Consider the following 14,099-nt stretch of genomic DNA (forward strand, 5'->3'; position numbering starts at 1 on the left):
GCAATTCGTAAGGAGCAACCGAAACCATGGCGGTTTCCGTAACCCTTCCGGCGCTCGGCGAGAGCGTCACCGAGGGCACCGTCACCCGCTGGCTGAAGGCCGAGGGTGAGCGCGTCGAGGCCGACGAGCCGCTGCTCGAGGTCTCCACCGACAAGGTCGACACCGAGATCCCCTCCCCCGCCGCCGGCGTCCTGGCCTCCATCAAGGTCGCCGAGGACGAGACGGTCGAGGTCGGTGCCGAGCTGGCCGTGATCGACGACGGCACGGGCGCCCCCGCTGCCGCCCCGGCCCCCGCCGCCGAGCCCGCCCCGGCCGCCGAGCCGGAGCCGGCCCCGCAGGCCGCTGCCCCGTCCACCGAGCAGGCCGCCCCGGCCCCGGCGCCCACCGCCGAGGCCGCCGCCGGCGGCGGCAGCGCCGAGGGCACGGACGTCGTCCTTCCCGCGCTCGGCGAGTCCGTCACCGAGGGCACCGTCACCCGCTGGCTGAAGTCGGTCGGTGACAGCGTCGAGGCCGACGAGCCGCTGCTGGAGGTGTCGACGGACAAGGTCGACACCGAGATCCCCGCCCCGGCCTCCGGCACGCTGCTGGAGATCGTGGTCGGCGAGGACGAGACGGCCGAGGTCGGCGCCAAGCTGGCCGTCATCGGCGCCGCGGGTGCCGCTCCGGCGGCCGCCCCGGCCCAGGAGGCTCCGGCCCCCGCCGCCGCTGCCCCGGCCGCGCCCGCGGCTCCGGCTGCCCCCGCGGCCCCGGCCGCTCCGGCTGCCCCCGCCGCTCCGGCTCCCGCGCCCGCCGCTGCCGCCCCGGCTCCGGCCCAGCCCGCCGCCCCGGCTCCCGCGCCGGCCGCTCCGGCCCCGGTCACCCCGGCCCCGGCCGTTCCGGCCGCTGCCAAGCCGACCGACGAGGGCGCCTACGTCACCCCGCTGGTGCGCAAGCTCGCCGCCGAGAACGGCGTCGACCTGGCCTCCGTGAAGGGCACCGGCGTCGGTGGCCGTATCCGCAAGCAGGACGTCATCGCCGCCGCCGAGGCCGCGAAGGCCCCCGCCGCTGCTCCGGCTCCGGCCGCTGCCGCCCCGGCCGCCAAGAAGGCGCCGTCCCTCGAGGCCTCTCCGCTGCGTGGCCAGACCGTCAAGATGCCGCGCATCCGCAAGGTCATCGGCGACAACATGGTCAAGGCGCTGCACGAGCAGGCCCAGCTGTCGTCGGTCGTCGAGGTCGACGTCACGCGCCTGATGAAGCTGCGCGCCCGGGCGAAGGACGCTTTCGCCGCCCGTGAGGGCGTCAAGCTCTCCCCGATGCCGTTCTTCGTCAAGGCCGCGGCCCAGGCGCTGAAGGCGCACGCGCCCGTCAACGCCAAGATCAACGAGGCCGAGGGCACGATCACCTACTTCGACACCGAGAACATCGGTATCGCGGTGGACTCGGAGAAGGGCCTGATGACCCCGGTCATCAAGCACGCGGGCGACCTCAACATCGCCGGCATCGCCAAGGCCACGGCCGACCTGGCGGGCAAGGTCCGCGCCAACAAGATCACCCCGGACGAGCTGTCCGGCGCGACCTTCACCATCTCCAACACCGGTTCGCGCGGTGCGCTCTTCGACACGATCATCGTGCCGCCGGGCCAGGTCGCGATCCTCGGCATCGGCGCCACGGTCAAGCGCCCGGCCGTCATCGAGACGGAGGAGGGCACGGTCATCGGCGTCCGCGACATGACGTACCTGACCCTGTCCTACGACCACCGCCTGGTGGACGGTGCCGACGCGGCCCGTTACCTGATGGCGGTCAAGGCGATCCTTGAGGCGGGCGAGTTCGAGGTCGAGCTCGGCCTGTAAGGACTCTGCCGGCTGTATGCGGCCTGCCAGTACGGCGATGCCCTCCCCCCGGACTTCCGGGGGGAGGGCATCGCCATTGTGTCGAGCCGACCGAGCGTGTAAGTCTCCGTGTAAGTCTCGTCTCACCTGCACCAAAGCGCCCCCGTGCGCCCCTTGGGCGGAGCGTCCCGGCCTTATTGTCTAAACGTCAAACGCGCCCTAAGGAGCTCTCATGACCGCCCCCGTCATCCACTCGCTGCGCGAACAGATCCGCGAGCACATCCTGGAGGGGATCATCAGCGGGCGCTGGCAGCCGGGCGAGCGGATCGTGGAACGGCGGATCGCCACCGAGCTGGAGGTCAGCCAGACGCCGGTGCGGGAGGCGCTGCGTGAGCTGGAGTCGCTGCGGCTGATCGAGTCCGCGCCCAACAAGGGTGTACGGGTGCGGAGTCTGACCGCGGCCGACCTCGAGGAGAGCTACCCGGTCCGGGCCGGCCTGGAGGCCATCGCCGCGGAACTCGCGGCCGACCGCCTCGCACAGGACTGCTCCGCTCTGGAGCCGCATGTCGCCGCCCTGTACGAGGCCGACCGCCTCTCGGACGGCACGGCCCAGGTGCGGCACACGGTCGCCTTCCACCGCGAGCTGGTGCGGGCGGCGGGCAACTCCGTGCTGCTGCACACCTGGGAGGGCCTCGGCATCGAGGTGTTCACGGCCCTGTCGATCCGGTGGCTCGGGACGGTGCAGCAGTCGTACGCGGAGGAGCACGAGGAGCTGGTGGCCGCGTTCCAGCGCCGGGATCCGCGGATCGCCGAGATGGTCAAGGCCCACGTACTCGGGTGCGCACCGCGGCACGAAGGCGAGTAACCGGGCCGGGCTGCCGTCCGGCCGGACCGTCCCGTACCGCCGTGACGAGCGCGGCTGTCGGAACGCGCCAATACTGGGGTGAAGCGCGCCCTCCCCCGACGCGGCGCACCTGACCCCCGCCGGCCCGATGGAGGCCGCGTGATCTGGCGACAGCTCTCTTCCGTGCTCCCCAGGTCCGCCGTGGCCGCCACGGCTTCCGCGGTCCTCTCCGTCGCACAGAGGCTGACGTCCGCACCGACGGCACTCCCACTGATCGGCCCGCTGCTGCGCCCCGGCACGCCCGGCCTCTGGCCGACCCCCGGAGGCGTGCAGATCGAGCTACGGCGCCTGGGCCAACCCGGCACGATCCCCGCGGCCCGCGAGCTGGAGGCAGCGCTGCGACGCCTGCCCGGGGTGAACCGAGCCGAGGTGAACGGCGCGCTGGGCTGCGTGTACGTGGGCTGCGGGCCGGAGACGGACCTTGAGGCGGTGGCTGGCGTTGTCACGGCGGCCGAGGCCCTGACGGAGGAGCGGGCCGGCCCTGAGGGGGCGGGGGGCGGTGCTCGAGGGAGGGGGGCGAGGACCGAGGACGAGGGGGCAACGGCTGAGGGGGTCCGGGAGGAGGGGATTCGGGCGGAGGGGGTCGGGGAGGGGGTGAAAGCCCCGGGCACTCGGGACGAGGGGCCCCGCCTTAGGGACGCCGTGAAGGCGGCGGCGCCAGTAACTCAGAGCGCTCAAGACGACAGGCCAGAGCTACGGGGCACCCCGGAAGAAGACACGCCCACCGAGGACGGACGCGGCAGCGGGACGGCGACTCAGAGCACTCAAGACGACAGGCCAGAGCTACGGGGCACCCCGGAAGAAGGCACGCCCGCCGAGGACAGTCGCGGCAGCGGGACGGCGACTCAGAGCGCTCAAGACGACGGGCCAGAGCTACGGGGCACCCCGGAGGAAGGCACGCCCGCCGAGGACGGTCGGGGCGGCGGGGAGGCGGCTCGGGGCGAGGGGGCCGCGGCCCGAGGCGGTCCCCGGGACGTCGGGGGCGATCGGGGGCGGGAGCCCTTGGGGTATCCCGGGGACAGTCGGGCGCAGGTCGGGGCGGGGGTCCGGGTCGGGGCGAGCCTTCTTGCCGTCGGGGTGGCGGCGGTGGGGGACGCGCTTCGGGTGCGGGGACTGCACCCGCTGGTGCAGTCGGTGATCCAGTTCGCGGAGTCCGCGCCGCCGTTGCGTGAGGGCATCGCCCGCCGGATCGGCGAGACGGCGACCGAGCGCGGCTTCGCCGTGGTGAACCTGGTCGTGTCGGCGCTGACCTTCCGGCCGCTGGGCGCCACCGTGACCGCCGCGCTGGCCGCCGCCCGGTACGCCGAGGTGCAGGCCCGACGCGGGGCGTGGGCGGACTGGGCGACGCGGCTGGCGGCGCACGAGGGGACGTATCGCCACGACGCGGTGCCGGCCTACGAGCGCCCCGCACCGCTGCCCCCGGGCCCGGGGGACCGGTACGCGAACGTCGCGGCTCCGGTGTCGCTCGCGGCGTACGGACTGACGTCGGTCGGCACCTTCAGCCACGACCGCGGGCTGGCGCTGCTGATCGCGGGAACCCCGCGCGGTCCCCAGTCCGGCCGCGAGGCGTTCGCGTCCTCGGTGGGCCGGGCCCTCTCCGACCGGGGTGCGCTGGTGCTGCGGCCGGAGGTGCTGCGCCGACTGGACCGGATCGACACAGTGGTCCTCGACGCCCGGGTCCTGGCCGGCCGCGACTGGACGATCGAGAGCGTCCTGCGGCTGCCGGCACCGGAGGGCGGTGGGCTCGCGGGCGTTCCGGACAGCGGACGTCCGGGCGGCGATGCCGTGCCGGGGCACGCAGAGGGAGGAGGAGGCCGGGGCCCGGAGATCCCCTGGTCCCCGCACGGACCCAGGAACGGCCTCTCGGGGGGCGGCAGTTCGGACGGTGCCCCGGCCGAGTCTCCTGACCGCGCTCCTGACGCCGACGAGATCCACGTACGCGTCCACGAGCTGATCGAGGCCGAGGAGGCGGCGGCGCGACGGGTCCGGCACCTCGACGGCGTCCCGTCGCCCGGGAGTCGGGACGGCTGGGAGTTGAGGCCGTTCGGCGACAGCGCGTCCAGCGGCTCAGCGGGCGATGGCGCCATGCCCCCGGACACCGTCACGCAGGCCCGGCGCTGGGCCGGGGAAGGCGCCCGGGTCGTGCTCGTGCTGCGGGACGGGACGCCGGTTGCCGTGGCCGCCCTGGTGCCCCAACTGCACCCGCTGGCCCATCACTTGGTGCGCGCGGCAAAGGAGTGCGGCCAGGTACGGCTGGTGGGCGGGCCGCCCGGACTGCACCGGCGGTTCGGGCTGGAGGAAGCCGTACCCACAGGACACCGGCGTACGGCCGCCCTGGTGCGCTCCCTCCAGGCGGACGGGCACGCGGTGGCGGTGGTCTCGCCCTGGACCCGGCGCGCACTCGTCCGCGGCGACCTGGGCATCGGCTCGATCTCGGACCCCCGGCACGTCCCGTGGGACGCCGACGTGGCCGCCCCTCCCGATGTTGTGCACCTGCTGCTCACGGCCCTGCCGGAGGCCCGGCGGATCGGCCGGCTGTGCGCCCGGCTGGAGGCGGTCGGCGCGGTGGCGGGTGCGGCGTCGGCCCTGCTCGTGCCGCGTCCGCGGGCCTGGGCGCGGGCCCGGCTGGTGGCCGACGCGGTGACCATCGGCGGCGTCGCGACGGGCTTCTGGGCGGGTTGGCGGCTGCACGGCCGCCCGGCCCCGGCCGCCACCGAAGGCACGCCCTGGCACGCGATGGCGGTCCGTCAGGTGATGTCCCGGCTCGGCACCTCCTCCCGGGGGCTGGACGACGCCGAGTCCGCCCGGCGCCGGCAGTTCGCGGGCCACGACCGGCACGACGGTGCGCTCACCCTGATCGGCCGGGTCGCGGAGGAGCTGGCCAACCCGCTCACGCCGGTCCTTGCGGTGGGCGGCGGCATCTCGGCGGCGCTCGGCTCGGTGCTGGACGCCGTGCTGATCGGCGGGGTGCTCGGCGTGGACGCGCTGGTCGGCGGGGTACAGCGGCAGCAGGCCGACACCGCGGCCGAGCGGCTCGTCGAGGCCACCTCGGTACGGGTGCGGGTGCGCAGGCCCGGCCGGGCGGAGGCAGCGGAGGCCGCCGGCGATCACCTGGTGCGCGGCGACGTGATCGAACTGCGGGCCGGCGACTCGGTCCCGGCGGACTGCCGCATCGTACAGGCGCAGGGCCTGGAGGTGGACGAGTCCAGCCTCACCGGCGAGTCCCTGCCGGTCGTGAAGAGCGCAGCCCCGACCGCGGCCCGTGCGGTCGCGGACCGCACCTCGATGCTTTACGAGGGCACCACGGTGGCGGCCGGCCACGCCCTCGCCGTCGTCGTCGCCACCGGGACGGCGACCGAGGCGGGCAGCGCGGGCGATGCGGGCGCCGAGGGCGGGCCGCCGGAGAGCGGCGTGGAGCGGCGGCTGAAGGCGCTGGGCCGCTGGTTCCTGCCTCTCTCCGTCGGCGCGGGCGTCGTCCTGTTCGGCGTCGACATGCTGCGCCGACGGCCGCTGGGTTCCGCCCTGGGTTCCGCGGTGAGCCTGTGCGTGGCGGCCGTACCGGAGGGGTTGCCGTTCGTAGCCACGGTCGCGGAGCTGGCCGCCGCCCGCAGGCTGTCCACGAGGGACACCCTGGTCCGCAGCGCCTCCACCATCGAGGCGCTGGGCCGCACCGACGTGCTGTGCTTCGACAAGACGGGCACCCTCACCGAGGGCCGGATCAGCCTCCAGCAGGTCTCCGACGGCCAGGTCTCCCACGACCTGCAGCCCGACCAGAGTTCTCGGGGGCCGGAGCCCGGTCAGAACCCCCACCGGCCGAAGCCCGGTCAGGGCCTCCACCGGCCGAAGCCCGGTCAGGACTCCCCAGGGCCGGAGCCCGGCCAGGACCCCCACCACCTGCGGCCCGGTGCGCCCGCCCCGCTCCCCCCGGCGCTGCACCGGATCATCGGCACAGCCGCGCTGGCCGGCCCGCCGGGCGCCGCCGCGGACCTCGCCCACCCCACGGACCGGGCCATCGCGACGGGGGCCGAGTTGCTCGGCGCCGCCCCGGCCCGGGCCGCCGGGCTCGGTACGGACACCTGGGAGCGGCTGGCGGAGCTGCCGTTCGAGCCGGGGCGCGGCTATCACGCCGTGCTGGGGCGGTCCGACAGCGAGGCACGGATCGTGGTCAAGGGTGCGCCCGAGGTCGTACTGGCCCGCTGCGACCGGGCCCGGCGGGGCGACGCCGATGCCGAGCCGTTCGACGAGCGGCTGCGCGCGCAGACGGAGGCGGAGGTCGACCGGCTGGCCCGGCGTGGACTCAGGGTGCTGGCGGTCGCCGAGCGCGTCCTGCCCGAGGGGCCGCCGCAGGACACCGCCGAGGGGCCGGGCGACCTCGACGACGACCTGGTCGACGGACTCTGCCTGCTGGGTCTGCTGGGCCTCGCGGACCCGGTGCGGGCCACCGCCGCCGAGAGTGTGGACCGGTTGTCGCGGGCCGGGGTGCGCATCGTCATGGTGACCGGCGACCACCCCAGCACCGCCGCCGCGATCGCCCGGGAGCTGCGTCCCGAGGAGGAGCCGCGCCTGATGACCGGGGCGGAGCTGGACGCCCTGGACGACGCGGCGCTCGCCAGGACGCTGCCGGACATCACGGTGTTCGCCCGGACCACCCCGGCGCACAAGGTCCGTATCGTCACCGCGCTGCGCTCGGCCGGCCGCGTCGTGGCCGTCACCGGCGACGGCGCCAACGACGCGCCCGCGATCCGCATCGCCGACGTCGGCATCGCGCTCGGCTCCCGGGCCACCCCGGCGGCCCGTGCCGCCGCCGACGTGGTGGTCACCGACGACCGGATCGAGACGATCGTCGACGCCTTCGTGGAGGGCCGGGCCATGTGGGCCTCGGTGCGCAGGGCGCTGGGCATCCTGCTCGGCGGCAACCTGGGGGAGATCGCCTTCACTCTCGCCAGCACGCTGCTCACCGGGCGCAGTGCGCTGAACGCCCGCCAGCTGCTCCTGGTCAACGTGCTCACCGACATGCTGCCCGCCATGGCCATCGCCGCCCGGCCGCCCGCAGCGCACAGCGAACAGCTGCTCGCGGAGGGCCCGGAGGCCTCGCTCGGCAAGGCCCTGACCCGGCACATCCGGCTGCGTGCCGCAGTCACCACCGTGGCCGCAGGTGCCGCCTGGATCGCCGCCCGCGCGACCGGCACCCGGGCGCGCGCCGACACCGTCGCCCTGGTCGCCCTGGTGACGTCGCAGTTGTTCCAGACGCTCCAGGACGCGGGCCGCGATCCGGTGGTGGCGGCGGCCGTGGTGGGGTCCCTGGTGGTGCTGGCCGTGGTCGTGACCGTGCCCGGGCTCAGCCACTTCTTCGGCAGCCGCCCGCTCGGCCCGGCGGGCTGGTCGATCGCGCTGGCGTCGGCGGCGGGCTCGGTGCTGCTGCCTGCGGTGGCCCGGGGCGCCGTCGACGCGCTGGGGAAAGTTCACCCGCAGGCAACCCGGATGCAGCCTGCCGGATGACATCGGCCCGGACAAAGGAGCCGTACCCCCGCACGACGCACACGAAAGGCGGCCGTCATGCCGCAGATACTCGGCACGATCCTGACCCAGGTGGCGATCGCCCTCCTCGAGGCCGTTCTGGTGCGCCTGGCCATCCAGCTGTGGAAGGCGTTCGCGACGAGCGCGCGTCCGGCGGCCGCGCAAGCCTGAGCGGTCACTTGACCGGCGCGAGCGAATTGCCCGTTACGTCGGGTTTAGCTGTACGTATCGATGGAAGCCGGGTGAGGAGCACCCACACCCCGACCCATGCTTCCCAGCAGGGGAGACAGTGATGACTTCCCCAGAGACACAGACGCAGCAAGTACGGCAGACCGCCCCGCCCGAGGCCGGCCCCCAGGGCGACGGCAAGCACACCGGCGGCAAGGTGGTGCACCTGCACACCGCGCACCCCCGGGTCCCCATCCCTTACGTGACCCCCGGCGACATGTTCTCGCGTGACATGTTCTCGGGCGCCCGCAAGGCCACCTCCACGGCGACGTCCGCGGCCGCGTCCACCGCATCCAGCGCGATGACGATGCTCCCCTCGCCCCGCAAGCTGGCCTTCTACGGCATCCTCGGCGGCATGACCGCAGCCGGGGCCATGGCCTGGCCGGTCGCGGTCGCCGTCGGCGCAGCCACCGAGGTGATCACCCGCGAGCAGGCGGCACGGCATCACCAGGACCACGAGGGCATGACACACCCGCAGACCGCGACGCGCTGAACCCGAGCGGCGAGCCCGAGCGCTGAACCGGAGCGGCGAACCCGAGCGGCGAGCCCGAGCGCTGAACCGGAGCGGCGAACCGGAGCGGCGAACCCGCCCAAGCTAGCCGCCCACAACTCATGTGAGCAGGGAAAACGCGGCACCGCGTGCCTGCTCTCCCGGCACCGGATGCCAATTTTCGCGATATCCGGCCCTTTTAGCCCCTCACCCTTTGATCGATCATCGATCAGGGAGTTACAGTCGCCGACGGGCTTGCACCCAAGCCCTCCGCCCTGTCCTGCCAAAGACAAAGGGCACCCCCGAACCCTTACCGATGAGGGAACCCCCTTCGACTGAGGAAGGCGGCGACATGACCGACCCCAACGCCATCCAGCCGAGCGCGCTCGACCAGCTCCCCGACCGTGATCCGGAGGAGACCGCCGAATGGCAGGCCTCGCTGGACGCGGTCGCCAAGGCGGCCGGTCCGCACCGCGCCGCATACCTGATGCGCCGCACGCTGGAGCGGGCCGAGGGCACCGGCATCGCGCTGCCCAAGCTCCTCGAGACCGACTACGTCAACACCATCCCGACCGCCGCCGAGCCGTCCGCGCCCGGTGACGAGGCGATGGAAGCCCGCATCACCGCGTGGAACCGCTGGAACGCGGCCGCCATGGTGACCCGCGGCTCCAAATACGGCGTCGGCGGCCATATCGCCACCTTCGCCTCCGCGGCCTGGCTCTACGAGACCGGCTTCAACCACTTCTTCAAGGGCAAGGAGGCGGACGGCTCCGGCGACCAGCTGTACATCCAGGGCCACGCCTCCCCCGGCATCTACGCCCGCGCCTTCCTCGACGGCCGCCTGAACGAGCAGCAGCTCGACAACTTCCGTCAGGAGGCTGGCGGCAACGGACTCCCGTCGTACCCGCACCCCCGCCGCCTGCCCTGGCTGTGGGAGTTCCCGACGGTGTCCATGGGCCTCGGCCCGCTCTCGGCCATCTACCAGGCCCGCTTCAACCGCTACCTCACCAACCGCGGCATCAAGGACGTCTCCGCGTCCCACGTGTGGGCGTTCCTCGGTGACGGCGAGATGGACGAGCCCGAGTCGACGGCGGCACTCGCCCTGGCCTCCCGTGAGGGCCTGGACAACCTGACCTTCGTCATCAACTGCAACCTGCAGCGTCTCGACGGCCCGGTCCGCGCCAACTTCAAGATCGTGCAGGAGCTGGAGGCCCAGTTCCGCGGCGCCGGCTGGAACGTCGTCAAGACGCTCTGGGGCACGGCGTGGGACGAGCTCTTCCAGCTCGACACGACCGGCGCGCTCGTACGCCGGCTGCGCGAGGTACCCGACGCCCAGGTGCAGACGTACCAGACCCGCGACGCCGCCTACATCCGCCAGGACTTCTTCGGCAAGGACCCGGAGCTCGCCGAGATGGCGAAGCTGCTGAGCGACGACAAGATCCTGGAGTGCTTCCACCTCTCCCGCGGTGGTCACGAGGCGCGCAAGGTGTACGCCGCCTACAAGGCCGCCGTCGAGTTCAAGGGCGCGCCGACGGTCATCCTGGCCCAGACGGTCAAGGGCCACACCCTCGGCGAGGGCTTCGCGTCGAAGAACGCCAACCACCAGATGAAGAAGCTGACGGTGGACGAGTTCAAGACGATGCGTGACCTGCTCGAACTCCCCATCTCCGACGCGCAGTTCGTCGACGGCGTGGTCCCCTACGGCCACCCCGGCGCCGACTCGCCCGAGGTCCGCTACCTCCAGGAGCGCCGCGCGGCCCTCGGCGGCCCGGCCCCGGCCCGCCGCGTCCACCCGGTGGCGCCGCTGCCCGCCCCCGCCGAGAAGGCGTTCGCCTCCTTCGACAAGGGCTCCGGCTCCCAGAACGTGGCCACCACCATGGCCTTCGTCCGCCTGATCAAGGACCTGGTCCGCGACAAGGAGTCGGGCAAGCGCTGGGTGCCGATCGTCCCCGACGAGGCGCGCACCTTCGGTATGGAGAGCCTCTTCCCGTCCCTGGGCATCTACTCGCCCAAGGGCCAGACGTACGAGCCGGTCGACCGCGACCAGCTCATGTACTACAAGGAGGCCCAGAACGGCCAGATCCTCAACGAGGGGATCACCGAGGCCGGTTCGATGGCCGACTTCATCGCCGCGTCCACCGCGTACTCCACGCACGGCGAGACGATGATCCCGTTCTACATCTTCTACTCGATGTTCGGCTGGCAGCGTACGGCCGACCAGATGTGGCAGCTCGGCGACCAGCTCGGCCGCGGCTTCCTCGTCGGCGCCACCGCGGGCCGTACGACGCTGACGGGCGAGGGCCTCCAGCACGCCGACGGTCACTCGCCGGTGATCGCGGCGACGAACCCGGCCGCGCTGACGTACGACCCGGCCTTCGCGTACGAGGTCGCGGCGATCGTCAAGGACGGTCTGCGCCGGATGTACGGCGAGGCGGCCCCGGGCGAGGACCAGAACGTCTTCTACTACCTCACCGTCTACAACGAGCCGCTGCCGCAGCCCGCGAAGCCCGCCGTGGACGGCGTCGACGAGGGCATCGTCAAGGGCCTGTACCGCTTCAACACGGCGGAGTCGGCGGGTCTGTCCCCGGTGGCGAACGCCCCGCGCATCCAGCTGCTCGGCTCCGGCACGGCGATCCACTGGACGCTCAAGGCGCAGCAGCTGCTCGCCGAGGAGTGGGGCGTGGCGGCCGACGTCTGGTCGGCGACGTCCTGGACGGAGCTGCGCCGGGAAGCCCTCGAGGCCGACGCGGCCCTGCTGCGCGGCGAGGAGCGGATGCCGTACGTCCGTCAGGCGCTCCAGGGTGCCGAGGGCCCGGTGCTGGCGGTCTCCGACTACATGCGCCAGGTTCCCGACCAGATCGCCCAGTGGGTCGAGCAGGACTACTCCTCCCTCGGCGCGGACGGCTTCGGCCTCTCCGACACCCGCGAGGCGGCCCGCCGCCACTTCGGCGTCGACGCCGAGTCGATCGTCGTCGCGGCCCTGGCCCAGCTCGCGAAGCGGGGCGAGGTCAAGGCGACGGCCGTGAAGGAAGCGCGCGAGAAGTACGGCCTGTAAGGGCTGACCTTCCTGATCTGCGGCGTAGGGGTACGGCGGCTGCCGTGCCCCTTCGCCGTCCGTGGGTTCGCAGTCCGTGGGTTCGTTGTCGGTGGGTTCGTTGTCGGTGGGTTCGTTGTCAGTGGGCCCCGGCATGATGGCCGTATGCGTGCTGCCCGGCTCATCAAGATGGTGCTGCTTCTCCAGTCCCGGCCCTCCATGACCGCGGCCGAACTCGCGCGCGAGCTGGAGGTCTCCGAGCGGACGGTCACACGGGACGCGCAGGCCCTGTCCGAGGCCGGGGTCCCGGTGTACGCGGATCGGGGGAGAGCCGGCGGGTACCGGCTCATCGGCGGGTACCGCACCAGGTTGACGGGGCTTGGGCGGAGCGAGGCCGAGGCGCTGTTCCTGAGCGGGCTTCCGGGCGCGCTGCGGGAGATGGGGCTGGAGGATGCCGCCTCCGCCGCCACGCTGAAGGTGTCGGCGGCCCTGATGCCCTCGCTGCGGGACGCCTCCCGTTCCGCCGCCCAGCGGTTCCACCTGGATGCCCCGAACTGGTTCAAGGAGCCGAAGACGCCCGAGCTGCTGCCGGCCGTCGCGGACGCGGTGTGGGACGACCGGCGGATCGTGGCCCGGTACCGGCGCGGGGAGAGCGAGGTCGGGCGGGAGCTGGAGCCGTACGGGCTCGTGCTGAAGGCGGGGGTCTGGTATCTGTGCGCCCGCGTGGCGGGACACGGCTCGTACCGGGTGTACCGCATCGACCGTTTCACCGCCGTGGACCGAGGTGAGGAGCGGTTCGAACGGGACGGGGAGTTCGATCTGCCGGGGTTCTGGGAGGAGCGGGCCGAGCAGTTCGCGCGGTCTCTGCTGAGGGCCGAGGTCGTGGTGCGGGTGTCGCCGGGCGGGGTGCGCCGGTTGCCGTACACCGTCGATCCGCACTCCGCGCGGGAGGCGGTGCGGGCGGCGGACGCACCGGACGGGTACGGCTGGGTGACGCTGACGCTCCCCGTGGAGTCCGAGGAGGTCGCCCACACCCAGCTCGCGTCGCTGGGGCCGGAGATCGAGGTGCTGGCCCCGGATTCGCTGAGGGAGCGGTTCGCGGACGATGCGATACGGCTGGCCGCGCTGTACGGAGCGTGAGCCGGACGCCGGCCGGGCACCGCCCTGCCCGAGTGCCCCAAGGCCCGTACCCCCATAACAATCCGTCGCACTCCACGTGCGCCCCACCCTCGCAGGGCCGATGCTGGACCCGTGATGGACGAGACGGAGTTCTGGGAGCTGGTGGACGGCGCCCGTGAGGCCGCCGAGGGCGACCCCGAGGAGCAGGCCGACCTGCTCGTGGAGCGGCTGCTCCAGAAGGACCCCGACTCGGTGCTCGACTTCGCCCGTCACTTCGAGGCCCGCTACAACCGCGCGTACACCTGGGATCTGTGGGGCGCCGCCTGGGTTCTGCTGGACGGGGCCAGCGATGACGCGTTCGACTTCTTCCGGTGCTGGCTGATCGGGCAGGGCCGCGAGGTGTACGAGGGCGGTGTGCACGACCCCGACTCGCTCGCCGACCTGCTGGACGACTTCGACGAGGAGTTCGACGGTGACGCCGAGGAGCTGGGCTACGCCGCGGACGAGGCGTACGAACAGCTCACCGGGACCGTAGCCCCCGACCTCGGCATCCCGCCCGCGCCCCCGGAACCGGAGGGCAGGCCCGTCGACTTCGAGAACGAACGGGCCCTGGCGGACCGGTATCCCAAGCTGTGGGAGCGTTTCAAGGACTGAGGAAGGCCGGATCGTGGCGGGCCCGGGCGGCTCAGGCCGGGGCGGTCCGCCTGCGGCCGGGGTCCGCCGGGATGTACGCCTGCGTCTGCGTCTGGTCGACCTTCACCGCGTGGTGCATCGGCGCCTTGTTGGCCTGGTCGAGCGCGGACGCCGTGACGGCGGCCGGCCCCAGGACGACGGTCGCGACCGCGCAGACCACGGTCCAGACCCGCCTGCTTCTGTGGTCGCGTGTGCCGTTGTCGCTGCTCATGATCCCCACCTCCGGTCAGTGCGTGCGCATGACGATAGGGAGGCTGTCTCGGGGAGATCGTTGAGCCGGCTGCGAGAAGCCTGTGAGCGAGCCGG

Annotated in this window: 9 protein-coding genes; 8 read left to right on the forward strand and 1 reads right to left on the reverse strand. The window is 73.3% G+C overall.

Annotation, left to right across the window (positions count from 1 at the left end; all coding sequences use genetic code 11):
• Positions 1 to 26 precede the first annotated feature (26 nt).
• The 8 genes from sucB (at position 27) to ACFY5C_RS33975 (ending at position 13,754) form a co-directional block, all read left to right on the forward strand.
• Complete coding sequence (gene sucB / locus ACFY5C_RS33940) at positions 27 to 1,829, forward strand: 2-oxoglutarate dehydrogenase, E2 component, dihydrolipoamide succinyltransferase (RefSeq protein ID WP_389451765.1); 1,803 nt, start codon at positions 27 to 29, stop codon at positions 1,827 to 1,829.
• Between the two features lie 211 nt (positions 1,830 to 2,040).
• A complete protein-coding gene (locus tag ACFY5C_RS33945; protein ID WP_389451768.1) occupies positions 2,041 to 2,673 on the forward strand; it encodes a GntR family transcriptional regulator in 633 nt (210 codons plus the stop codon).
• Between the two features lie 1,125 nt (positions 2,674 to 3,798).
• Positions 3,799 to 8,211, forward strand: a complete 4,413-nt coding sequence (locus ACFY5C_RS33950; RefSeq protein ID WP_389451771.1) for an HAD-IC family P-type ATPase — start codon at positions 3,799 to 3,801, stop codon at positions 8,209 to 8,211.
• A 57-nt stretch (positions 8,212 to 8,268) separates the two neighbouring features.
• A complete protein-coding gene (locus tag ACFY5C_RS33955; protein ID WP_389451774.1) occupies positions 8,269 to 8,400 on the forward strand; it encodes a hypothetical protein in 132 nt (43 codons plus the stop codon).
• 121 nt (positions 8,401 to 8,521) lie between these two features.
• Positions 8,522 to 8,950: a hypothetical protein gene (locus ACFY5C_RS33960; RefSeq protein ID WP_389451777.1), complete on the forward strand. Its 429-nt coding sequence runs from the start codon at positions 8,522 to 8,524 to the stop codon at positions 8,948 to 8,950.
• Between the two features lie 349 nt (positions 8,951 to 9,299).
• On the forward strand, positions 9,300 to 12,002 hold the full coding sequence (gene aceE / locus ACFY5C_RS33965; RefSeq protein ID WP_389451780.1) for a pyruvate dehydrogenase (acetyl-transferring), homodimeric type: 2,703 nt from the start codon (positions 9,300 to 9,302) through the stop codon (positions 12,000 to 12,002).
• 144 nt (positions 12,003 to 12,146) lie between these two features.
• On the forward strand, positions 12,147 to 13,121 hold the full coding sequence (locus ACFY5C_RS33970; protein WP_389451783.1) for a helix-turn-helix transcriptional regulator: 975 nt from the start codon (positions 12,147 to 12,149) through the stop codon (positions 13,119 to 13,121).
• A 114-nt stretch (positions 13,122 to 13,235) separates the two neighbouring features.
• Positions 13,236 to 13,754 carry a DUF4240 domain-containing protein gene (locus tag ACFY5C_RS33975; protein WP_389452048.1) on the forward strand — a complete coding sequence of 173 codons (519 nt, stop codon included), beginning with the start codon at positions 13,236 to 13,238 and terminating at the stop codon, positions 13,752 to 13,754.
• A 31-nt stretch (positions 13,755 to 13,785) separates the two neighbouring features.
• On the opposite strand, the gene ACFY5C_RS33980 is transcribed toward ACFY5C_RS33975, so the two are convergent.
• Positions 13,786 to 14,004: a hypothetical protein gene (locus ACFY5C_RS33980; RefSeq protein WP_389451786.1), complete on the reverse strand. Its 219-nt coding sequence runs from the start codon at positions 14,002 to 14,004 to the stop codon at positions 13,786 to 13,788.
• Positions 14,005 to 14,099 lie beyond the last annotated feature (95 nt).

The sequence above is a fragment of the Streptomyces sp. NPDC012935 genome (assembly GCF_042900345.1).
In the GTDB taxonomy this organism is placed as follows: domain Bacteria; phylum Actinomycetota; class Actinomycetes; order Streptomycetales; family Streptomycetaceae; genus Streptomyces.

What these genes read in the sequence shown, in the direction of transcription:
- ACFY5C_RS33955 (WP_389451774.1), top strand. Translation starts at nt 8,269, where the DNA reads ATGCCGCAGATACTCGGCACGATCCTGACCCAGGTGGCGATCGCCCTC.
- ACFY5C_RS33945 (WP_389451768.1), top strand. Translation starts at nt 2,041, where the DNA reads ATGACCGCCCCCGTCATCCACTCGCTGCGCGAACAGATCCGCGAGCAC.
- sucB (WP_389451765.1), top strand. Translation starts at nt 27, where the DNA reads ATGGCGGTTTCCGTAACCCTTCCGGCGCTCGGCGAGAGCGTCACCGAG.
- aceE (WP_389451780.1), top strand. Translation starts at nt 9,300, where the DNA reads ATGACCGACCCCAACGCCATCCAGCCGAGCGCGCTCGACCAGCTCCCC.
- ACFY5C_RS33975 (WP_389452048.1), top strand. Translation starts at nt 13,236, where the DNA reads ATGGACGAGACGGAGTTCTGGGAGCTGGTGGACGGCGCCCGTGAGGCC.
- ACFY5C_RS33970 (WP_389451783.1), top strand. Translation starts at nt 12,147, where the DNA reads ATGCGTGCTGCCCGGCTCATCAAGATGGTGCTGCTTCTCCAGTCCCGG.
- ACFY5C_RS33980 (WP_389451786.1), bottom strand. Translation starts at nt 14,004, where the DNA reads ATGAGCAGCGACAACGGCACACGCGACCACAGAAGCAGGCGGGTCTGG.
- ACFY5C_RS33960 (WP_389451777.1), top strand. Translation starts at nt 8,522, where the DNA reads ATGACTTCCCCAGAGACACAGACGCAGCAAGTACGGCAGACCGCCCCG.